This is a genomic window from Telluria sp. ZT3P25, assembly GCF_059685895.1.
Window position 1 is genome coordinate 3,089,709 of record NZ_JCASIJ010000001.1, and the last position, 21,445, is coordinate 3,111,153.

The 21,445-nt window shown below is 64.1% G+C and carries 14 protein-coding genes; 5 read left to right on the plus strand and 9 right to left on the minus strand.

The window, feature by feature from the left end:
• Positions 1 to 105 precede the first annotated feature (105 nt).
• The 9 genes from AC56LY_RS13760 to AC56LY_RS13800 form a co-directional block, all read right to left on the minus strand.
• Positions 106 to 1,308 (minus strand): hybrid sensor histidine kinase/response regulator, encoded by a 1,203-nt coding sequence (locus AC56LY_RS13760; protein WP_499580385.1) that lies wholly within the window; start codon positions 1,306 to 1,308, stop codon positions 106 to 108.
• The gene (locus AC56LY_RS13765) at positions 1,305 to 1,910 is read right to left on the minus strand and encodes a chemotaxis protein CheB (RefSeq protein WP_332531531.1); all 606 of its coding nucleotides are present in this window, start codon (positions 1,908 to 1,910) and stop codon (positions 1,305 to 1,307) included. The genes AC56LY_RS13760 and AC56LY_RS13765 overlap by 4 nt, the downstream gene beginning before the upstream one ends.
• Positions 1,907 to 2,698 (minus strand): CheR family methyltransferase, encoded by a 792-nt coding sequence (locus AC56LY_RS13770; RefSeq protein WP_258835977.1) that lies wholly within the window; start codon positions 2,696 to 2,698, stop codon positions 1,907 to 1,909. The genes AC56LY_RS13765 and AC56LY_RS13770 overlap by 4 nt, the downstream gene beginning before the upstream one ends.
• 35 nt (positions 2,699 to 2,733) lie before the next feature.
• Entirely contained in the window at positions 2,734 to 6,252 is a 3,519-nt protein-coding gene (locus AC56LY_RS13775) for a response regulator (RefSeq protein WP_499580388.1), read from the minus strand.
• A gap of 153 nt (positions 6,253 to 6,405) precedes the next feature.
• Positions 6,406 to 8,949, minus strand: a complete 2,544-nt coding sequence (locus AC56LY_RS13780; RefSeq protein ID WP_499580390.1) for an excinuclease ABC subunit UvrA — start codon at positions 8,947 to 8,949, stop codon at positions 6,406 to 6,408.
• A 77-nt stretch (positions 8,950 to 9,026) separates the two neighbouring features.
• Positions 9,027 to 10,268 (minus strand): glycosyltransferase, encoded by a 1,242-nt coding sequence (locus AC56LY_RS13785; RefSeq protein WP_499580391.1) that lies wholly within the window; start codon positions 10,266 to 10,268, stop codon positions 9,027 to 9,029.
• 18 nt (positions 10,269 to 10,286) lie between these two features.
• On the minus strand, positions 10,287 to 10,823 hold the full coding sequence (locus tag AC56LY_RS13790; protein WP_183555553.1) for a pyridoxamine 5'-phosphate oxidase family protein: 537 nt from the start codon (positions 10,821 to 10,823) through the stop codon (positions 10,287 to 10,289).
• A 135-nt stretch (positions 10,824 to 10,958) separates the two neighbouring features.
• On the minus strand, positions 10,959 to 11,441 hold the full coding sequence (locus AC56LY_RS13795; protein ID WP_499580392.1) for a cyanophycin metabolism-associated DUF1854 family protein: 483 nt from the start codon (positions 11,439 to 11,441) through the stop codon (positions 10,959 to 10,961).
• Complete coding sequence (locus AC56LY_RS13800) at positions 11,438 to 13,717, minus strand: cyanophycin metabolism-associated ABC transporter (RefSeq protein ID WP_499580394.1); 2,280 nt, start codon at positions 13,715 to 13,717, stop codon at positions 11,438 to 11,440. The genes AC56LY_RS13795 and AC56LY_RS13800 overlap by 4 nt, the downstream gene beginning before the upstream one ends.
• 300 nt (positions 13,718 to 14,017) lie before the next feature.
• Between AC56LY_RS13800 and AC56LY_RS13805 the strand changes: the two genes are divergently transcribed.
• The 5 genes from AC56LY_RS13805 to AC56LY_RS13825 all read left to right on the plus strand — a co-directional run bounded on the left by AC56LY_RS13805 (position 14,018) and on the right by AC56LY_RS13825 (position 21,400).
• Positions 14,018 to 16,195 (plus strand): cyanophycin synthetase, encoded by a 2,178-nt coding sequence (locus tag AC56LY_RS13805; RefSeq protein WP_499580396.1) that lies wholly within the window; start codon positions 14,018 to 14,020, stop codon positions 16,193 to 16,195.
• A gap of 87 nt (positions 16,196 to 16,282) precedes the next feature.
• Positions 16,283 to 18,856: a cyanophycin synthetase gene (cphA, locus tag AC56LY_RS13810; protein WP_499580398.1), complete on the plus strand. Its 2,574-nt coding sequence runs from the start codon at positions 16,283 to 16,285 to the stop codon at positions 18,854 to 18,856.
• 123 nt (positions 18,857 to 18,979) lie between these two features.
• Positions 18,980 to 19,756, plus strand: a complete 777-nt coding sequence (locus tag AC56LY_RS13815) for a MaoC family dehydratase (protein WP_499580400.1) — start codon at positions 18,980 to 18,982, stop codon at positions 19,754 to 19,756.
• A gap of 201 nt (positions 19,757 to 19,957) precedes the next feature.
• Positions 19,958 to 20,290: a VRR-NUC domain-containing protein gene (locus AC56LY_RS13820; RefSeq protein ID WP_499582049.1), complete on the plus strand. Its 333-nt coding sequence runs from the start codon at positions 19,958 to 19,960 to the stop codon at positions 20,288 to 20,290.
• A 12-nt stretch (positions 20,291 to 20,302) separates the two neighbouring features.
• A complete protein-coding gene (locus AC56LY_RS13825; RefSeq protein ID WP_499580402.1) occupies positions 20,303 to 21,400 on the plus strand; it encodes a type VI immunity family protein in 1,098 nt (365 codons plus the stop codon).
• Positions 21,401 to 21,445: the final 45 nt, after the last annotated feature.

Here is a 21,445-nt window from a genome sequence, read left to right on the forward strand (position 1 = left end):
TGTACCGCTCTGCTCGTCTTTTGGGAAATTGATTGATTGGATACTGTTGATTGATTTTGACTATGATGCAGACAACAGCATGCCGGTTTCCCCATGGCGATGCCGTCAGGCACAGACCGGCACGGCGGTGCACGGCAACATCAGGCTGAAGGTCGAGCCTTCACCGGGGCTGCTCGTGACCCGCAACTCGCCGCTGTGCGAGATCGCCAGTTGGCGCGAAATATACAGGCCCAGCCCCAGGCCCTTCGGCTCGCCGTTGCGGGCGCCCCGCTCGTAGGGCTCGAAGATGCGCTCCAGGTCGGCCGGCGCAATGCCCTTGCCGCCGTCACGCACGTCGATGCGCACACACTCCCCCATCTGCTCGACACTCACTTGCACCGGCTGGCCGCCGCCATAGCGCAGCGCATTGGTCAGCAGGTTGACGATCACCTGCTCGACGCGGAACTCGTCCCAGCAGCCACTGACGGGATCGTGCGGCTGCAAGGTCAGTGAACTGCCCGTCGTGGCCGCCTGCAGCGACAGGTCGCTGACGATGCGTTCCAGCAAACTCATCAACTGCACCTGCGTCGGGCGAATCGACAGCTTGCCACTGCGCATGCGCGACACGTCCAGCATGTCGTCGATCAGGCGGATCATCGACTTGATCTGGCGCTCGTCGCGCTGGACCATCGCTTCCATCTGCTGCGGCGCGAACGCGGCCGCGTTGCCGCGCTTGATCTGCAGGCTGCGCATCTGGGTTTCCAAAAACAGCGTGTTGAGCGGCGTGCGCAATTCGTGCGCGACGAGCGACATGAATTCGTCGCGCATCTTGAGCGAGCGCTGCAGCTCCTGCTGGGTCTGGTTCAGCTCGCGCAGCAGCGTTTCTTGTTCTTGCCGGCTGCGCTCGAGCGCCAGCATCTGGCGCCGCGTCTCACGGCGCTGCTGGTCGAGCGCGACGAACACGGCGACCTTGCTGCGCACCGCGCCCGGGTCGATCGGTTTATAGAGAAAATCGACGGCGCCGTTTTCATAGCCCTTGAAGGCGTAGTCGAGCTCACGCCCTGCCGCCGAAACAAAGACGATCGGGATATGGCGCGTGCGCGACGTCGAGCGCATTACCTCGGCCAGTTCGAAGCCGTTCATGCCCGGCATCTGCACGTCGAGGATGGCCAGTGCGAATTCGTGCTCGAGCAGCAAGGCCAGCGCGGCGTCGCCGGAATTGGCCTGGTGAATCACGCGCTGGTCGTGGCGCAGCAGTGCCTCGAGGGCCTGCAGGTTCTCGGGCAAGTCGTCGACGATCAGGATTTTGCTTAATTCATGGGCGCTCATGGGGTCTCCAACAGGGGCAGCGCGGCGCGAATATCGGCCAGCGGCAGCACCAGGTGTGGTGCGCAGCGCCGGATGGCTTCTCTCGGCATCGTACTGGCGTGCGCTTCTTCAGGATCCTGGACAATGGTCAGTCCGCCGTGTTCGCGGATACTGCACATCCCTTCGGCGCCATCAAAGTTGGCGCCGGTCAATAGTATACCGGTCATTGCCGGTCCATACACGCTGGCGGTCGATTCCATCAGGACATCGATCGACGGCCGGGCGTACTGGACAGGCGCTTCGCAGCTGAGCGAAAAGCTGCGGTCCTGCTCGATCGACAGATGGTACCCCGAGCCGGCGAAATACACGACGCCCGGTTCGATCGGGGCCTTGTCGCGTGCTTCGCGCACCGGGAGCATCACGCGCGCATCGAACAGTTCGGCCAGCCGGCTTTCACGGTCGCCCGGCACGTGCAGGATGCAGACCACGGCTGGCGTATAGCCTGGCTGCAGCGACGGCAGCAAGCTCAGCAGCGCATCGACGCCGCCGGCCGAGCCGCCAATCAACACCAGCTCGATGCGCCGCTTGCCCAGTGCCGCCGCCACCTGTTCGTTCAGGCTCATGGCACGGCCTTGCGATACACCCGTTCCCGCCGCGCCAGTGGCTCGAAGCGCCCGGCGTAGCTGGAAAAGTCGATGCTTTCCTTGCTGCCCAGGCCCAGGAAGCCCCGGTAGCACAGCGATTCATGGAACAGCCCGAACACGCGGTCCTGCAGCGTGCGGTTAAAGTAGATCAGCACATTGCGGCAGCTGACGAAATGCGTTTCCGAGAACACGGTGTCGGTCGACAGGCTATGGTCGGCAAAGGTCACGTTCTCGATCAGGCTGCGCTCGAACAGCGCGCCACCGTAGGCCGCCGTGTAATAGTCCGAGAATGCGGCCTTGCCGCCGGACTTCTGGTAATTCTCGGTGTACAGGCGCATGCGGTCGATCGGATACACGCCGCGCCGCGCCGTCTCGAGCGACTTCGGATTGATGTCGGTCGCGTAGATGATGCTGCGTTCGAGCAGCCCTTCTTCTTTCAAGAGGATTGCCAGCGAATAGACTTCTTCGCCCGTGCTGCAGCCGGCCACCCAGATCTTGAGCGACGGGTAGGTCTTGAGGAACGGCGCGACCTGTTCGCGCACCGCCCTGAAGTACTCCGGGTCGCGGAACATTTCGGTGACGGGAATCGTCAGGTATTGCAGCAGCTGGGCAAAGCCGTTCGGATCGTGCAGCACGCGCGACTGCAGCTCCGAGACGGTGTTGCACCCCATCTCGCGCATGGCCACCAGCACGCGGCGCTTTTGCGAGGCGCCGGTGTAGTCGCGGAAGTCATAGTTGTATTTCAGGTAGACGGCTTCGACGAGCATCCGCAGCTCGATGTCGAAGTCGCTCGGCGTATGGCTCAAATGCGCTCCAGGGTCGGCATCCAGACCCGCAACAGGGAGTACAGGCGGGACAGGTCAATCGGCTTGGCCAGGTAATCGTTGGCGCCGGCGGCCAGGCATTGTTCCTGGTCGTCCTTCATCGCCTTGGCCGTGATGGCGATGATCGGGAGGCGGTCGAAGCGGCCGTCGGCGCGAATGCGGCGCGTCGCTTCCATGCCGTCCATCCCCGGCATCATGATGTCCATCAGCACCAGGTCGATGCCCGGTACTTCATCGAGTTTTGCAATCGCTTCAAAGCCGTTGCGGCCTACTTCGACCTTCGCGCCGCGCTGCTCGAGCGCCGCGGTCAGTGCGAACACATTGCGCACGTCGTCGTCCACCAGCAGGATCGTGCGGCCTTCAAACACGCGATCGCGGCCGCGCACGGCCTTGAGCATGCTCTGGCGCTCGGTCGACAGTTCTGATTCGACCTTGTGCAGGAAGAGCGTGACTTCATCCAGCAGGCGTTCCGGCGAACGGGCGCCCTTGATGATGATCGAGCGCGAATAGCGCAGCAGCTGCGCTTCTTCGTCGCGGGTCAGGTTGCGGCCCGTGTAGACAATCACGGGTGGGAACGAGCACAGCTCTTCATGCGACATGCGCTCGAGCAGCTCGCCGCCCTGCATGTCGGGCAGCTTCAGGTCGATGACCATACAGTCGAAGATCTCGGCGCGCAGCAGATTGAGCGCTTCGTTGGCCGTGCCCACCGCCGAGATCTGCACGTCGTCGTCGGCGATCAGCGCCACGACGCTTTCGCGCTGGCGTTCGTCGTCCTCGACCAGCAGCACGCGCTTGATCTTCTGCGCCGACTTCTCCTGCAGCTTGCGGAACACTTCCTCGAGTTCTTCGCGGCTTGCAGGCTTGAGCGCGTAACCGATCGCGCCCAGGTGCAGCGCCTCGCCGCCGTTCTCGATGCTGGAGATGATGTGCACCGGGATGTGGCGCGTGGCCGGGTTGTCCTTCAGTTGCTGCAGCACGGTCAGGCCCGAGCGGTCGGGCAGGCGCACGTCGAGCAGCACGGCATCGGGCCGCTGACTGATTGCCAGCGCCAGGCCTTCTTCGGCGCTCATCGCCACCAGGCAGCGGTAATCGAGCTCGCGCGCCAGGTCGTACAGGATGCGCGCGAACGCCATTTCGTCTTCGACCACCAGCACGCTGCGCCGGCCATCGGCCGGGCGGTCGCGGTCGTCCGGGAAGCTTTCGTAGTGGTCGGTCACGACCGGTGCGGGCGCTGGCGCCGGTGCAGGCGCGGGTGCTGGCGCGGCGGCGCGGACCACCGGGGCTGGCGCATGGTATGGCTGCGCACTGGTCACCACGGGGGCCGACATCGACGAGGCGGACGAGAGCTGGGAATCCGGCAGGCGCTGCGGCAGCGTCAGCGTAAACACACTGCCCTGGTCCGGCGCGCTCGACACCGAAATGCCGCCGCCCAGCAGGCGCGTGAGGTCGCGCGAAATCGACAGGCCCAGGCCCGTGCCGCCAAAGCGGCGGCTGGTGGTGCCGTCGGCCTGGTGGAAGGCGTCAAAAATCTTGTCCTGCTGGTCGGGCGCGATGCCGATCCCGCTGTCCTGCACGCGGAACGCGACAGCGCCATCGGACGTCGTGAGCACCGACAACGTGACGGCGCCTGCATCGGTGAACTTGACGGCGTTCGACAGCAGGTTCTTGAGGATCTGCTCCATGCGCTGGCGGTCGGTATTGATCGCTGCCGGCACGTCGGGCGCCACGTCGATGCGGAACTCGAGTGACTTCTGGCGCGCGAGCGGCTCGAACGTGCGCGCCAGGCCTTCGACGACGCGCCGCACCGGCACGTCTTCGGGCACCAGCTCCAGCTTGCCTGCTTCGACCTTCGAGATATCGAGAATGTCGTTGATCAGGTGCAGCAGGTCATTGCCGGCCGAATAGATGGTTTGCGCGAAGCGCACCTGCTCGTCGCTCAGGTTGCCCGGCGTATTGTCGGACAGCAGCTTGGCCAGGATCAGCGAGCTGTTCAGTGGCGTGCGCAGCTCGTGCGACATATTGGCCAGGAACTCGGACTTATAGCGGCTCGCGCTTTCCAGCTCCACGGCGCGCTGCTGCAATTGCTCCTGCGCCGACTGCAGCGCCGAGTTCTTCATGTCCAGGTTCAAGGCCTGTTCGGCCAGCTGGTCGTTGGTGGTGCGCAGCTCGGCCTGCTGGTTTTCCAGTGCCGACTGCGATTCTTCGAGTGCGCGCGACTGCTCTTCGAGCTCTTCGTTGGCAGTGCGCAGCTCTTCCTGCTGGACTTGCAGTTCTTCGTTGAGCGTCTGGCTCTCTTCGAGCGAATCCTGCAGGCGCTGGCGATACAGCACGGCCGCCATGGCCGCCCCCACCGCCTGCGCGATGAAGCCGAGGAATTCGCGGTCGCGCAGTTCCACCGGACGCAGGAAGGCGATCTCGAACACGCCCTTGACCTTGCCGTGGTTGTAGAACGGCGCGATGATCAGCGCGCGCGGGGGCGTCTCGCCAAGGCTGGAGCTGACCTTCATGTAACCGGGTGGCAGCTCGTCCAGCACCATCAGGCGGTTTTCCTGCGCCGCCTGGCTGGCCAGCGACGCGCCAGGCTGGATGAATTCGGCACGCTCGGACGGGGTGTGGTTGAAGCCATACGCGCCAATGCGGCGCAGCACGCCGTCTTCGCTGCGCACATACATGGCACCCACGACGCCATCGAGATACTTGACGACGTACGGCAGCACCGCATCGGCCAGCGGCTCGAGGTGGTGGATGCCGGCGCTGCGCACGGTCAGTTCGTTCTGACCGGTACGGAGCCACTCCTGGTGGCGCAGTTTTTCGTTGTGCTCGGCTTCGTGGCCCAGCACTTCGTTATAGGTATTGGACAGCGTCATCAACTGGCGCCGGCCGAAGATGGCCAGACCGCCACCGACCAGTGCCGACAGCAGCAAAAACAGCGCCACCGACCAGAAGGTCGTGCTGCGCGCGTTGTCGCTGCGCTCCTGCAGCAGCCGGGCTTCGGCCGCCAGCACGAGGTCGAAATTGCGGCGCATCTCGTCGGTGAGCAAGCGGCCGCGACCGCTTCTGACCGCATCGATGTAATTCAGGTCATTGGCCCGGCGCCGCGCGATCATCTCGTCGGCAAACGCCTCCCATTGCTTCTGGACCTGCGCAATGCGCGTGATGCGTTCGGCCTGCGCGCCATTGTCCTTGACCAGTTCACCCAGCGTATCGAGGCTGCTGCCCATCCGCTGCGCCGACAGCAGGTAAGGCGTCAGGAACTCTTCGTCGCCCGCCAGCAGATAGCCGCGCATGCCGGCTTCCATTTCGGCCGACAGCTTGCGGATCTCGTGCGCGTTGCCGATCACCTTCTGGGAATGCTCGACCCAGGTCAGGTTATTGATCAGGTAGGCGATGATGCCAACGAACACGACCGCACTGATAATGCTCATGCCTAACGGCAGCGCGACATTGCGGGAAAGGATGCGGCGAAATGTGCTGTTGTCGATGGTTGGACCGGGCATGCCTGTTGTTCTGTTAGAAAAAAGATATCCCAAGTGTAACGCAAATGTGTCATCGCGCCCACACGAAATGCGCACGGTCGTGCCAAAGCGCGACCGTGCACAACACCGTAATCTTAGCAAAATGGATACGCGCCGGGCGCACCGCTTCGCGTGCTACCGGGCCTCGCCCAGATGCGGTTTCAGGTACTGCGCAGTGCGGCTTTTCTTGTTGCGTGCGACATCCTGCGGCGGCCCGGCGACCACGATATTGCCGCCCAGATCGCCCGCACCGGGGCCGACATCGATCACCCAGTCGCTGCCGGCGACCACGCGCATCGTGTGCTCGACCACGATCACCGTGTTACCGGCGTCGACCAGCCGGTTCAGCTGCACCATCAGGCGGTCGGCATCGACCGGGTGCAGGCCGGTGGTCGGCTCGTCCAGCACATACAGCGCATTGCCACGCGTGGCGCGCTGCAGCTCGGACGCCAGCTTGATGCGCTGCGCCTCGCCGCCCGACAGCTCGGTGGCCGGCTGGCCCAGGCGCAGATAATCCAGCCCGACCTCGTTCAGCACTTCCAGCGAACGCTCGACCAGCGCTTCATCCTTGAAGAAGGTGATCGCCTCGCCCACCGTCATGCCCAGGACCTCGGCGATGTTCTTTCCACGGTAGGTCACTTCGAGCGTCTGCGCGTTGTAGCGTGCGCCATCACAGGTCGGGCATGGCGCGTACACGCTCGGCAGGAATAGCAGCTCGACCATCACGAAGCCTTCGCCGGCGCAGTGCTCGCACCGGCCCTTGGCGACGTTGAACGAGAAGCGGCCAGCGTCGAAACGCCGTTTCTTCGCAGCCGGCGTGGCCGCAAACAGCTTGCGCACCTGGTCGAACAGGCCCGTGTAGGTGGCCAGGTTCGAGCGCGGCGTGCGCCCGATCGGCTTCTGGTCGACCCGCACCAGGCGCCGCACGCCCTCCATGCCGGCCACGATGCGCCCTTCCAGCGGCAAGGCTTCGTCGCGTTCCAGGTCCGGTTCGTCGGACTGCTCGTCGGCCACCGCACTGCCCTGCCCCAGCGCCGCGCCGACCAGCTCGACCAGCACCTGACTGACGAGGCTCGATTTGCCCGAGCCCGACACGCCCGTCACGCTCGTGAGGACGCCGAGCGGGAACGCCACAGCGAGATCCTGCAGATTGTTGCGGCGTACGCCCTCGAGCTTGAGCCAGCCGGTCGGTTCGCGTGGCGTGCGCGGCGCCAGGGCCGCTTCGCCGAACAGGTAACGCCGCGTTTGCGATGCTTCCACGTCGCGCAAGCCGTCCGGCACGCCGCTGTACAGCACCTGGCCACCACGTTCGCCGGCCAGCGGGCCGACGTCGACGATCCAGTCGGCCTGGCGGATCACGTCCAGCGCGTGTTCAACGACGAACAGCGAGTTGCCGGCCGCTTTCAGTTGCGCCAGCGCGTCGAGCAGCGCTTCGGCATCGGCCGGATGCAGGCCGGCCGACGGTTCATCGAGCACGTAGACGACGCCGAACAGGCTGGAACGCACTTGCGTGGCCAGGCGCAGACGCTGCAGTTCGCCCGGCGACAGGCTCGGCGTGCTGCGATCGAGCGCCAGGTAACCGAGACCCAGGGCCAGCAGCACCTCGATGCGCGCCGACAGGTCGTCAGCAATGCGCCGGCGCACGATCAGCTGTTCGGCGTGCAAGCCTTTCTCGACCTTGCTCGTCGCGTGGGTGTACGGCGCCAGCAGTTCGGCCAGGCGCGCCAGCGGCAGGCGCGAGAGTTCGGCGATGTCCATGCCGGCGAACGTCACCGACAGCGACTCGCGCCGCAGGCGCTTGCCTTCGCATTCCGGACACGCGGTGCTGACCATGTAGCGCGCCACGCGCTTTTTCATCGACGCGCTTTCGGTATTGGCAAAGGTCTGCATCACGTAGCGGCGCACACCGGTGAACGTACCCTGGTAGCTGGGCGTGTCCTTGCGCTTGAGCGCGGCGCGGGTTTCTGCAGGCGTCAGGCCGCCGTACACCGGCACGCTCGGGCTTTCTTCGGTATACAGAATCCAGTCGCGGTCTTTCTTCGGCAGATCGCGCCATGGGGTGTCGACGTCGTAACCCAGCGTGACCAGAATGTCGCGCAGGTTCTGGCCATGCCAGGCCGGCGGCCAGGCGGCAATCGCCCGTTCGCGGATCGTCAGGCTGTCGTCCGGAACCATCGATTGCTCGGTCACCTCGAACACGCGCCCCATGCCCGAACAGCGCGGGCACGCGCCCTGCGGCGTGTTGGGCGAGAACGATTCGGCGTACAGCAGCTCTTGCCCCGCAGGATAATCGCCAGCGCGCGAATACAGCATGCGCAGCGAATTGGACAACGTACTGACGCTGCCGACCGACGAGCGGGCCGTGGGCGTGCCGCGCTGCTGCTGCAGGGCGACAGCCGGCGGCAAGCCTTCGATCGTGTCGACCTCGGGCACCGGCATCTGGTGGAACAGACGCCGCGCATAGGGCGAGACCGATTCGAGATAGCGCCGCTGGGCTTCGGCGTACAGCGTGCCGAAGGCGAGCGACGATTTACCCGAGCCCGAGACCCCGGTAAATACCACGAGCTGTCCGCGCGGGATATCGAGGCTGACGTTTTTCAGATTGTGTTCGCGGGCGCCGCGGACATGGACGAAGCCGTCTTCGGCAGCGTTCTGGGGGGTGGTTTTCTTGCTGGGCATCTGCCCTCCGGCATATTCTAGATATGCCATTGGACGCTATTGCCGCGATGGTGTCGGTGCGCTTACCAACAATCGGCTCAAGCGTGCGCCAGGTCTTCCAGCTGTCGACACAGCGCATCGAGCCTGTCCGGCGCCGCGAACCGGGCGGCCACCGCCGCCGCTTGCAATGCTACCGGGCCCGTGACAACCTGCTGCAGCGCGCTCGCCATCCTCGCCGGTGTTACGCGCCTGGCATGCAGGCTGGTGCCCGCCCCCAGCGCCATCACCCTTGCCGCATTATCGAACTGATCGTGCGCGAGCGGCACCACCAGTTGCGGCGTGCCGGCGCGCAGCGCTTCGGCCGTCGTGCCGATGCCGCCGTGGTGAACCAGCGCTGCGACGTGCGGCAGCAAGGCCTTGAGCGGCACGTAGTCTTGCCAGCAAATGGATGGTGGCAGCGAGCCGGGCAACTGCTCGCGGTGCGGGGTCAGGAAAATCGCCCGCAGCCCCAGCCGCGCGACGGCTTGCGCCGCCGCTTCGAAATAGCGCCCCGCCTGCCGGTTGCCGGTGCCTGGCGTGAACACGACCGGTGGCGCACCAGCAGCGAGAAACGCTCGCAGTGTGGCGCTCGGCGCAGCGTCCGGGTCGGGATCGTAGAGGGGAAAGCCGGCCTGATACAGCGGCTGCGGCCAGTCCGGCACGGGCGCGGCAAACCAGTCGGGAAACAGCGCCAGCGACAGGTCGGGAACGGTCTGGATGTAGTCGATCAGGCTGCGCACGCGGGGCAATCCCCGCTCTGCACGCGCCGCGTTCAGGCCGGGCAAGGCGACCGGATCGATGAAGCGTGCGGCGAGCGTGCGCCACAACCAGCGACGCACGCCATGCGGCACCCAGGTGGGCACGGGCCAGGGCCCCAGCAGCAGCGGATCGTGTACGGTAGGAAGGTTCGATGGCGCCAGCCAGGTCGCTGCAATGCGCAGGCCAGGCCGGTTGTAGCGGCAAATATCTGCTTCGGGCAGGGCCAGCGGATGCACGAGCAGCAAGGTGTCCTTACCACTGTCGAGCGCCGCCACCATCGCAGGCAACTGCGCCATCGCCGGTCGCGTTGCGTCCCACACCACGGCAAGGCCACGGGTGGGATGCCACAGGTCTGGATGATCGAGCACGGCCGGATCGGCCGGCAGCCCGTGAAAGGTCAGGCCAGCCGCATCGACGTACAGCGCATGCAACTCGGGGCCGAGAAAATCGACGCGATGCCCGCGCTCGCGCAGGGCCCGCCCGATCCACAGGAACGGGAACAGGTCCCCGGCAGAGCCCATCGTCACCAGGATTACATGCATGGGCCCGCCCTTCTTGATTTAGAAGGTCAGCGTGCCTTCAATGGAATCATCTAGCGTCTTGCCGAGCACGGCGCCGATCGCCATTTTTGCACCGGCGACGATGCCGCCGTGCTTGTTGTCCCAATAATAACCGGACTTCGGAGTCACCTTGATCACGATGATGCGCGGGTCGTCCTCGCCTTCGGTGAACCAGGTTTTCAGCAGCGGCTCCCACAGTTGCTTGATGCGGGCCTTGTCCTGCGAGACTTCGGCGTGGCCGTCAAGTTCGAGAAATGCGGCGTTTTCGCCTGACTGGAAGAACAGTTTGACGGTCGGATTGGCTTGCAGTTCCTGGTTCGTGTGGCTGTCGATCGCGCCCAGGTACCAGATGGCGCCGTTGTCGTCGGTCTCGCGCACGCTCATCGGGCGCACGCCGCGGCTGTCGCCGGTGCCGCCGCCGGTGATGAAGAAGCCGGTTTCGGCATCGTCGATGATGTCCTTGATACGTTCGATCGCCTCTGCGCCTGCCAGATCGCGGCGGTTTTCTTCGGGCTGATTGCGGTTGATGGAATCCATGGTCGTCTCCTGTAAGCGAAGGCCGTGTGGCCGATGAGACAACTGTAACGTCATCTGCACCGCTGGTATGTGGGCAGACGAACGTACGGGACCACATGCTCCCGCTGACGGGTCAAAGCGGGGACGCCCTGCCCGTCACAGGAATCGGTCGAGGATCTTGCGGCTGTGCTTGTCGATCTTGAACATGTCGCGCACCAAAAAGTTGATGCCGTGACTGTCGGCCACCAGCAGCGACGCTTCGCCGATGCGGCGAATATCCTCGTCGAGCTTGAGCACGAACTCGGTATCGCCCCGGTCGGTCGTCACGTACCAGGTACACGGCGTGGCAAAGCTCGACACATCCTTGATGTTGATGATCTCGGGGATGAACTCGCGTCCGCCGATTTCATCGCTGACGAGCGTGCGGATATCCTCTGGCATGGTGGCCAGGTCGTCGATCCAGGCGACTTCCTTGCCGCCATCGCGCACGAGCGAAATGCCCCTGGTCGGCGCCTGGATCGGGAAGGCACGCACGGGCGTGATGCCCACGTATTCTTCACCAGTCTCCAATGTGATCACCAGCTTGCCGAAGCTGTTGCGGCGCAGCTGAAACGGGGTTGTCGGAACAGTACTCATCATGCGTCCTTGTCGTCGAGGTCCTGGTCCACGTTGCGCGCTTGCGCTTCGTACAGGCGGTGGTAGGCGCCTTCGCGCGCCATCAGGTTATCGTGGCTGCCCTCTTCCACCACCACGCCGCGGTCGAGCACGATCAGGCGGTCGGCGCGGTGCAACGTCGACAGGCGGTGAGCAATGGCAATGGTCGTGCGGCCCTGCACCAGATTGTCGAGCGCCTTCTGGATTTCCTTCTCGGTTTCCGAGTCCACCGACGAAGTCGCCTCGTCCATGATCAGGATCGGCGGATCGATCAGCAGTGCGCGCGCAATCGAGATGCGCTGGCGCTCGCCACCCGACAGACCCTGGCCGCGCTCGCCCACCATCGAATCGTAGCCCTGCGGCAGGCGCAGGATGAATTCGTGCGCGTGCGCAGCCCTGGCCGACGCGATGATGTCTTCGCGCGATGCATCCGGCTTGCCGTAGGCAATGTTCTCGGCAATGGTGCCGAAGAACAGGAACGGTTCCTGCAGCACCAGGCCAATATTGCGGCGGTAATCGGCGACGGCAAACGAGCGGATGTCCTTGCCGTCGAGCAGGATGGCGCCTTCGGACACGTCGTAGAAGCGGCAGATCAGATTGACCAGCGTGCTCTTGCCCGACCCGCTGTGCCCGACCAGGCCGACCATCTCGCCGGCCTTGATGTTCAGCGAAATGCCGCGGTTGACCGCACGGTTGCCGTAGCGGAAGCCGACTTCACGCAGCTCGATATTGCCTTCGACCTTGGTGACCTGCACCGGGTTGACCGGATCGGGCACGCTCGAGACGTGATCGAGAATGTCGAAGATGCGCTTGGCGGCCGAGGCCGATTTTTGCGTGACCGACACGATGCGGCTCATCGAATCGAGGCGCACATAGAAGCGGCCACTGTAGGCGATGAAGGCGGTGAGCGTACCGACCGTGATGTCGCCGCGCGAGACTTGCCAGATACCGAAGCACCAGATCACCAGCAGGCCCAGTTCGGTCAGGAACGACACGCTGGGCGAAAACAGCGACCACACGCGGTTGAGCTTATCGTTGACGTTCAGGTTGTGCCGGTTGGCTTCGCGGAAACGGGCCGCTTCGCGCTTTTCCTGTGCAAAGGCTTTCACGACGCGAATACCCGGAATCGTGTCGGCCAGCACATTGGTCACCTCGCCCCAGACGCGGTCGATCTTTTCAAAGCCCGTGCGCAGTTTGTCGCGCACGAGGTGGATCATCCAGGCGATGAATGGCAGCGGCGCCAGTGTCACGAGGGCCAGCCACGGATTGATCGAGAACAGGATCACACCGGTCATGATGATCATCAGGACGTCAGACAGGAAGTCCAGCAGGTGCAGCGACAGGAACACGCAGATGCGGTCGGAGCCACTGCCGATGCGCGCCATCAGGTCGCCCGTGCGCTTGCCGCCGAAAAATTCGAGCGACAGGCGCATCAGGTGCTCGTAGGTGGTCGAGCGCAGGTCGGCGCCGATGCGCTCGGACGCCAGCGCCAGCACATAGGTCTTGGCCCAGCCCAGCGCCCAGGCCAGCACGGCCGAGGCCAGCAAGCCGCCCATATACATGTACACGAGGTTCGTGTCGATCTGCTGCCCGTTCTGGTACGGGATCAGGACATTGTCCATCAGCGGCATCGTCAGGTACGGCGGAATCATGTGCGCGCCGGTCGAGCCCAGCATCAGCAGGAAGCCCAGGAACAATTGCCCCTGATAAGGCTTGGCGAAACGCCACAGGCGGAACAGCGTCCAGGTCGACGGCGGCGTGTGCAGGACTTTTTCGCAGATCGGGCAATCGTCCTGGTCAGCGTCGAGCGGCGCCTTGCAACTTGGACAAGTGTGCTGCTCGGGCGGCTGGATGGCCACACCCGTCAGCGCGCTTTCCATCTGATCCTGGAACTGGTCAGCCACGCGCACGGCGTGCAGGTTCTGGCCCAGCGTGAAGCGCCAGCTGGCCAAGAGGCCATGCGCATCGGTCAGTTCAAGATGCCCGACACCGGCGTGGTCGTGGTGGCGCAGCGCCAGTCCTTCGCGGTATGGCCAGTCGCGCCACGCCGTTTCGCCTGGTGCACGCGCCAGCAAGCGCCGGTCCGTGACCAGAACTAATCCTTTTGAGAAATGTAATTTCGCATCGAGGTCAACCTCCACGCTGCTTAAAACGTTTTCCCCTGGTGCAAGCTGTTTCGCGACGTCATTTTGCCAGTTATCAGGCAAGAAACTAGCGGCTACTGCCAGCGAAGACGGACTGGCAAATTGTTGTGTTGTCATGGTTTGCGCCCGAAACGGGCTTAAATTCGGCAAAGATTCGGTATGGGTGAAGCGTGTGGCTATTGTTTTTATGCCAAGCAGCAAACGCTCTACAGAGCGCTAGAACGTTTTTGGGCAGGGTTTGGATGACACGAAATGTGTTTTGGTGAAAATATTGCGGCTAAGTAAAAGCCGCAACTGGATCAGATCAGCGCGTGATGTGCGCTGCGATTGGCGGCCTTTCGCTAACGTAGTGACACCTCAGGCATACAAGGATAAGTCGCCGGTGTGGGAGTAGCGCCAGGTGACCAACGTATTTACATGACGAAAAAGAACGACATCAAATTCCTGCGCATCAATTATCTGGCGGGACCAAACATCTGGACCTATCGTCCCGTGATCGAGGCCTGGCTCGACATCGGCGAACTGGAAGACTATCCCTCGAATCTGCTCCCCGGGTTCACGACGCGCCTGACCACCTGGCTGCCGGGCCTGGTCGAGCACCACTGCGGCGTCGGCTACCACGGCGGCTTCATCGAGCGCCTGAACGAAGGAACCTGGGCCGGTCACATCCTCGAACACGTCGTGCTCGAAGTGCAGAGCCTGGCCGGCATGAAGACCGGCTTCGGAAAAACCCGCTCCACCGGCGAACATGGTGTCTACAAGATGGCGTTCCGCACGCGCGACAACGTCGTCGGCCGCGCTGCGCTCGACGTCAGCCATCGCCTGATGATGGCCGCGATCAACGACGAGCCGTTCGACCTGCCCGCCGCCATTGCGTGCCTGACCGACATGGTCGACCGCCTGTGCCTGGGCCCGTCGACCGCGCACATCGTGGACGCCGCCACCGACCGCCGCATCCCGTCGATCCGCCTGACCGACGGCAATCTGGTGCAACTGGGTTACGGGGCCGCGCAGCGCCGCATCTGGACCGCTGAGACCGACCGCACCAGCGCGATTGCCGAGGGCATCGCCAGCGACAAGGACATGACCAAGAACCTGCTCGCCTCGTGCGGCGTGCCGGTGCCGGAAGGCGCCATCGCGCGCAGCGCCGACGCGGCGTGGGAAGAAGCCGCCGACATCGGCCTGCCCGTGGTCGTCAAGCCGATCGACGCCAATCACGGCCGCGGCGTGTCGCTGAACCTGAATACCGAAGCCGAAGTGCGCGCCGCTTACGTGATCGCATCCGAAGAAGGCGACAGCCGCTCGGTGCTGGTCGAACGCTTCATCACGGGCAGCGAGCACCGCCTGCTGGTCGTCGGCCGCAAGGTAGTCGCCGTCGCGCGCGGCGAATCGCTGTGGGTAACGGGCGACGGCCGCCAGAACGTGGCCGAGCTGTGCGACAGCCAGATCAATATCGACCCGCGCCGCGGCGAAAGCGAAGAATTCCCGCTCAGCCCCGTCGAGCCGCGCAAGAGCGAAGAAAACCAGTTGCAGCTCAAGCGCCAGGGCCTCACGCCCGACACGGTGCCGCCGGCCGGCCAGAAGGTGCTGATCCAGATGAACGGCAACGTCGCCGATGACGTCACCGACCTGCTCCACCCGGAGGTCGCGCACGCCGCGGCACTGGCCGCCCGCATCGTCGGTCTGGACATCGCCGGCATCGATCTGGTGTGCGAAGACATCAGCCGCCCGCTGGCCGAACAGCGCGGCGCGATCATCGAAGTGAACGCCAGCCCGGGCCTGCTGGCCCACACCAAGCCGGCCAGCGGCACCGCCCGCAACGTCGGCAAGGACATCATCGAGCACCTGTTCGCGCCGGACGACACGGCGCGCATCCCGGTGGTCGGCGTGACCGGCTCGCTGGGCTGCAGCCTGATCACGCGCCTGATCGGCTGCCTGGTCAACATCACTGGCAAAGAAGTCGGCGTGGCCAACGGCGAAGGCCTGTACCTGAATGCGCGCGTGATCTCGAACCGCGACAGTACGGGCGTCGAAGCCGGCCAGCGCATCCTGATCAACCGCAATGTGCAGACGGCGGTGTTCGAATCGAACGCCCGCTCGATCCTGCAGGACGGCCTGCCCTACGACCGCTGCACTGTGGGCGTCGTGACCGACATGGCGGGCCTGGCCGACCTGGCAGAGTTCCATATCCATGACGATGACGCCCTGCGCAACGTGATCCGCACCCAGGTCGATGTGATCCTGCCGGACGGCGTGGCCGTACTCAACGCCGCCAACGAGCAGGTCGCGGCGCTGGCCGAACTGTGCGACGGCGGCGTGATCTTCTATGCCTTCGACGAACACCATGCGGTGCTGGCGGCGCACCGTGCGGCCGGCGAGCGCATCGTGTTCGTCCGTGACGGACGCATCATGCTGGCCGAAGGCGACGCGGAGACGCGCCTGAACACGCTGGACACGATGAAGCCGTCCACCGTGAAGTACCCCGAAAACGTGCTGGCGGCAGTCGCGGCGGCGTGGGCGCTTGGCGTGCCGAGCGACCTGCTGTGCGGCGGCCTGCGCGCGTTCGACGCGACACCAAAACAAACGACACATTGAATGACACTGCCCGGCAATCTGCCGGGCCTGGCGCCCGCCCCCGCGCATGTGCGCGCGGTGCGCGGCCCGCGAAAGGAATGACGGTTTATGGAAGTATCTCGCGTACGGGCCCTGCGTGGCCCCAATCTCTGGAGCCACCACACCTCGGTCGAGGCGATCGTGACGTGCACGCCCGAGGAAGAATCGATCGGCGAACTGCCCGGTTTCGAATCGCGCCTGCGCGTGCGCTTCCCGCAGATCGGCGGCCTGCAGCCGTTCGGCCACTATGAAACAATCCCGCTGGCCCACGTGCTCGAACTGGTCACGCTGCACCTGCAGGCCGAAGCCGGCTGCCCGGTGACGTTCAGCCGCACCACTGCCACGCTGGAAACCGGCACCTACCAGGTCGTCGTCGAATACAGCGAAGAAGACGTCGGCCGCCAGGCCCTCGAACTGGCGCAGCAGCTGATCGAAGCGGCCCGCAACGACACCCCGTTCGACGTGCCCGCCGCGCTGGCACAGCTGCGCGCGACCGACGAAGACGTGCGCCTGGGACCGTCGACCGGCTCGATCGTGCAGGCCGCCGTGGCCCGCAACATCCCGTTCCGCCGCCTGACCGAAGGCAGCATGGTCATGTTCGGCTGGGGCAGCCGCGCGCGCCGCATCCAGGCCGCCGAAATCGACGCCACCGGCGCGATTGCCGAATCGATCGCGCAGGACAAGGAACTGACCAAGAAGCTGCTCGACGCAGCCGGCGTGCCGGTGCCGCAAGGCCGGGGCGTCTCCGACCCCGATGACGCGTGGGCCGCCGCGATGGAAATCGGCCTGCCCGTGGTGATCAAGCCGAAGGACGGCAACCAGGGCAAGGGCGTGACGGTCAATGTCACCACCCGCGAACAGCTCGACGCCGGCTTCAAGGCCGCCAGCGAATTCCGCGACGACATCCTGGTCGAACGCTACCTGCCGGGCCACGACTACCGCCTGCTGGTGGTGGGCGACAAGCTGGTGGCCGCCGCGCGCCGCGAACCGCCGCAGGTGGTGGGTGACGGCGAACGCAGCGTGCGCGAACTGGTCGAGCAGGTCAACCTGGACCCGCGCCGCGGCGATGGCCACGGCACGTCGCTGACCAAGATCCGCTTCGACGACATCGCCATCGGCACGCTGGCCCAGAACGGCCTGACGCCGGACTCGGTGCCCGCCATCGGCCAGCGCGTCGTCCTGCGCAACAATGCGAACCTGTCCACCGGCGGCTCGGCCACCGACGTCACCGACGACGTGCACCCCGAAGTCGCAGCGCGCGCCGTCGCTGCCGCCCACATGATCGGCCTGGATATCTGCGGCGTCGACCTGGTCTGCGACAGCGTCCTCAAACCGATTGAGGACCAGAACGGCGGCATCGTCGAAGTCAACGCCGCCCCGGGCCTGCGCATGCACCTGGCGCCATCGTTTGGCAAACCGCGCCCGATCGGCGAAGCGATCGTCGACACGCTGTTCAAGGACGGCGACGATGGCCGCATCCCGATCGTGGCCGTCACCGGCACGAACGGCAAGACAACCACCGTGCGCCTGATCGCGCACCTGCTCACGGCTTCCGGCCTGCGCACCGGCATGACCAACACCGACGGCGTCTACATCGAAGGCCGCCGCATCGAAAGCGGCGACTGCAGCGGCCCGCGCAGCGCGCGCAACGTGCTGCTGCACCCTGACGTCGACGCCGCCGTGTTCGAAACGGCGCGCGGCGGCCTGCTGCGCGAAGGCCTGGCCTACGACAAGTGCCAGGTCGCCGTGGTAACCAATATCGGCTCGGGCGACCACCTGGGCCTGAACTACATCACCACGCTCGAAGACCTGGCGGTACTCAAGCGCGTGATCGTGCAGAACGTGGCCGTGGGCGGCATGGCGGTACTTAACGCCGCCGATCCGACCGTGGCGGCAATGGCCGAACGGACCCGCGGCGACGTTACCTTCTTTGCGCAGGACGTGGGCAATCCGGTCATGGCGATGCACCGCGCCCAGGGTCGCCGCGTCGTCTTCGTCGAAGAAGGCTATCTGGTGGCGGCGCAGGAATCGTTCGTCGAACGCATCGACCTGCGGGAAGTGCCGATCACGCGCGGTGGCGTGGTGGGCTTCCAGGTCGAGAACGTGATGGCCTCGGTGGGCGCCGCATGGGGCGTGGGCACGTCGTGGGACGCGATCCGCCTGGGCCTGAAAACCTTTGTCGGCGAGAGCGACAATGCGCCGGGGCGCTTCAACGTGTTCGACTACAAGGGCGCGACCGTGATCGCCGATTACGGCCACAATCCGGATGCGATCGCTGCGCTGGTCAATGCGGTCGAGAGCATGCCCGCCAAGCGCCGCTCGGTGGTGATCAGCGGCGCCGGCGACCGGCGCGACCAGGACATCACGCAGCAGACCGAAATCCTGGGCGCGGCGTTCGACGACGTGTTGTTGTATCAGGATCAGTGCCAGCGTGGCCGCGCCGATGGCGAAGTTATCGCGCTGCTGCGCGCGGGGCTGAGCAATGCAACCCGCACGGGCCACGTCGAGGAAATCAATGGCGAATTCGTGGCGATTGACCGGGCGCTCTCGCGTTTGGAAGATGGGGACTTGTGCCTCATTTTGATCGATCAGGTTGACGAGGCCCTGGCGCATATTACGGCGCGGGTCAAGGCAGCAGCCTGAATATCGTTGTTGTGGTTCCGGGGGGGGCGGGCGGCGACGCGGTATGCTGCGTCGATGAATAGCCCGGCCCCTCCATCCCTCCCTGCCCTGCCCAGGGCCAGTGCCTGGCCGTTGGCACGGGCATTGTTCAAGCGGCCCGCGCGGGTGTCAGCGGGATTGATCCAGGCCAGCTACCGGCTGGACCGGATCGATATCGATCACGTGCGGCGCTACAGCAACGCATTCGGCTTCCCACCCGGCCCCGTGCCGCTAACCTACCTTTATTTGCTGGCGCAGCGCGCGCAACTGGCGACGATGCTCGATCGTGCGATCCCGTTTCGGATTGTCGGGTTGATTCATGTCGCGAACTCACTGACCATGCATTCTGCGGTGCGGCTCGATGCAGCACTGACGCTTGCAACGACGCTGTCGATGCCGGAACCTCGAGCCAACGGCGCGGTCGAATGTCTGCTGGAGACGAAGGCGACGGACGGAGACCAATTGGTCTTCACATGTGCCAGCCGGTACCTGATCAAACGTGGGCAACGGACCAAGCGCACGGCACCGTCACCGATCGCCACACCCATCGGCGAAGCCACCGAACAATGGGTCGTGCAAGCCGATGCGGGGCGACGCTATGCGGCGTTGTCGGGTGACTGGAACCCAATTCATCTGTGGGCACGGAGCGCGCGACTGATGGGGATGAAACAGCCCATCATTCACGGCATGCACACCGTTGCCATGGCTTGCTCATTGCGCCAGCGGTCGACAGGCCAGGTACCGGTGGCAATCGATTGTCATTTTCGCAGCACTGTACCTCTTCGATCGACGGTCTCGCTGTCGGATGCTGGCAACCCGGGTGAATTTGCTGTGATCTGCAGGGAGCGGGTCGCGGTAGAAGGAACCATCGGATTCATCTAGCACTTGGCACATTATCAGACCAGCGCCAGATGGTGCATCAGAACTCGACGCAATATCACGAGAAGGTGATAATTGACTCCGAAGTACAAGGGCAATCGGCTTAGAGTGCCATTCAGTTAGCGGACTATACCCGCGTGGATCCGAAAGTATTGGGGCTCGAAGCCTGAGCACGGCCAAAGCTACAAGCCAGGAACCGGGCTTATTCGGCGGCCGGACGTGGTGATCGTCAAAGACCCGTCCAAGCCGCCGACGCAGGACAACATCAAACAAATCGTAGAGATGAAGTTCCCCCCCGACTCGCTTAGCGAGGAGCAGGAGAACGCTTATCGCATAATTGGTGGCAAGGGCAAGCTTGTGACGTTGCAACCTGCGCATTGCGATTGCGACTCATCGGAACCCAAGGATCCAAAAATGCCTGTTGAAGAGCTTGGCTTCGCTGCGGCCGCAGCCATGTGGATCGCGTATATTCTCACCAAAGGGAAGACGCCGCGACCGCCTTTGTCGCCGGCCCCGCCCCTCGTCCCCGTCTTTTAAGGAAACAGAACAATGGCCAAGCCCGATATGGGCGCCTTCATGGCGGAATGGAATGAGAAGCACGGCCACGGTGTGTTGCCAGGCGCAATGCTTATGAAACATGGACCCGAAAATTATGTCGGCGCGACCCTTTGCGTGCGAGGGACATTGTATTTTAAGGGCGCCCATACCCCCGAAACGCGCGAAGCTCTGTGCAAATGCTTCGACGCCTATGAAGTTGTTGCGAGAGAGCATTTGACGTGGCTATGGCGCGACTCGCCTCCAGAAGGGCCTGGACAATTCGCGTATTCCAAAGCGCCGCCACTGCGCGCGATGATGAACAAGATGGGCCCCGAAGACCATATCAGTTTTGCCTACTCTGGCGGAGAGAAGGCCCACGACGCGAGCCCTTGGCGATTCTTCGCTTCAGGTCTGCGCGAATGGCAAGCGAAACTCGGATGGAATGGTGTGGATTCGCTTGTGTTTTCTGTCCCGAAAGAAGTCATCGAGCAAAACCCGACATTGTTCCAGCGACTGTTTGTGGACTTCGCGAAACTCTTAAAGGCAGAGCATGGGCACGCCGGCTTCGCGTTCAACTTGTCAATTGTTCGCCCCCATGAGAACGAGGCCACCGAAGCCGCGATGGCGGCCAAGATGGCGGGGCTCGACGCGGGTCGCGCGGGAATCATTCGATCTTGGCACGATGAAGGCATAGATGACCATCTCGTCAACATCGGCTGGCTCACTGCGATCAACAATTCTATGGTCGAGAAGACGGGCGGTTTGGCGACGCTTCGGTCTGAGCTGCCCCAGAATTGGTTCGCGAAGTATAACTACGAAAATGGGATCGTGATCCAAGCGGGGCCCGCTCCAGAAATCGCCGCTAAGGAGCTAGATCCAAAGCCCTCCATTTATGTCCTACCGGCGATGGTCCTTCGAAGCGTTCGCATGGAGACTGGAGACGACTTGCATCAAGGATCGCAGGACGGCGAGCCTAAGCTAACTGGCCTGGCCGCGGAGGATTGGTTCAAGCGATTTGACGTGTCAGAGGAAGAGCTTATGCGCTACAAAACTAAACTGTTGGAGGAGCCCAAGCTCACCAAAGAGACCACTCTGTCTGAGAGCTTGTAGCCAAGCCCTCTCACTCCCGCAAACTGTCAAGGGGCACGCCCGCGG

Bases quoted from the DNA above. Each gene is read 5' to 3' on its own strand.
- AC56LY_RS13760 (WP_499580385.1), bottom strand. From the start codon at position 1,308: ATGAGCGCCCATGAATTAAGCAAAATCCTGATCGTCGACGACTTGCCC.
- AC56LY_RS13765 (WP_332531531.1), bottom strand. From the start codon at position 1,910: ATGAGCCTGAACGAACAGGTGGCGGCGGCACTGGGCAAGCGGCGCATC.
- AC56LY_RS13770 (WP_258835977.1), bottom strand. From the start codon at position 2,698: ATGCTCGTCGAAGCCGTCTACCTGAAATACAACTATGACTTCCGCGAC.
- AC56LY_RS13775 (WP_499580388.1), bottom strand. From the start codon at position 6,252: ATGCCCGGTCCAACCATCGACAACAGCACATTTCGCCGCATCCTTTCC.
- AC56LY_RS13780 (WP_499580390.1), bottom strand. From the start codon at position 8,949: ATGCCCAGCAAGAAAACCACCCCCCAGAACGCTGCCGAAGACGGCTTC.
- AC56LY_RS13785 (WP_499580391.1), bottom strand. From the start codon at position 10,268: ATGCATGTAATCCTGGTGACGATGGGCTCTGCCGGGGACCTGTTCCCG.
- AC56LY_RS13790 (WP_183555553.1), bottom strand. From the start codon at position 10,823: ATGGATTCCATCAACCGCAATCAGCCCGAAGAAAACCGCCGCGATCTG.
- AC56LY_RS13795 (WP_499580392.1), bottom strand. From the start codon at position 11,441: ATGATGAGTACTGTTCCGACAACCCCGTTTCAGCTGCGCCGCAACAGC.
- AC56LY_RS13800 (WP_499580394.1), bottom strand. From the start codon at position 13,717: ATGACAACACAACAATTTGCCAGTCCGTCTTCGCTGGCAGTAGCCGCT.
- AC56LY_RS13805 (WP_499580396.1), top strand. From the start codon at position 14,018: ATGACGAAAAAGAACGACATCAAATTCCTGCGCATCAATTATCTGGCG.
- cphA (WP_499580398.1), top strand. From the start codon at position 16,283: ATGGAAGTATCTCGCGTACGGGCCCTGCGTGGCCCCAATCTCTGGAGC.
- AC56LY_RS13825 (WP_499580402.1), top strand. From the start codon at position 20,303: ATGGCCAAGCCCGATATGGGCGCCTTCATGGCGGAATGGAATGAGAAG.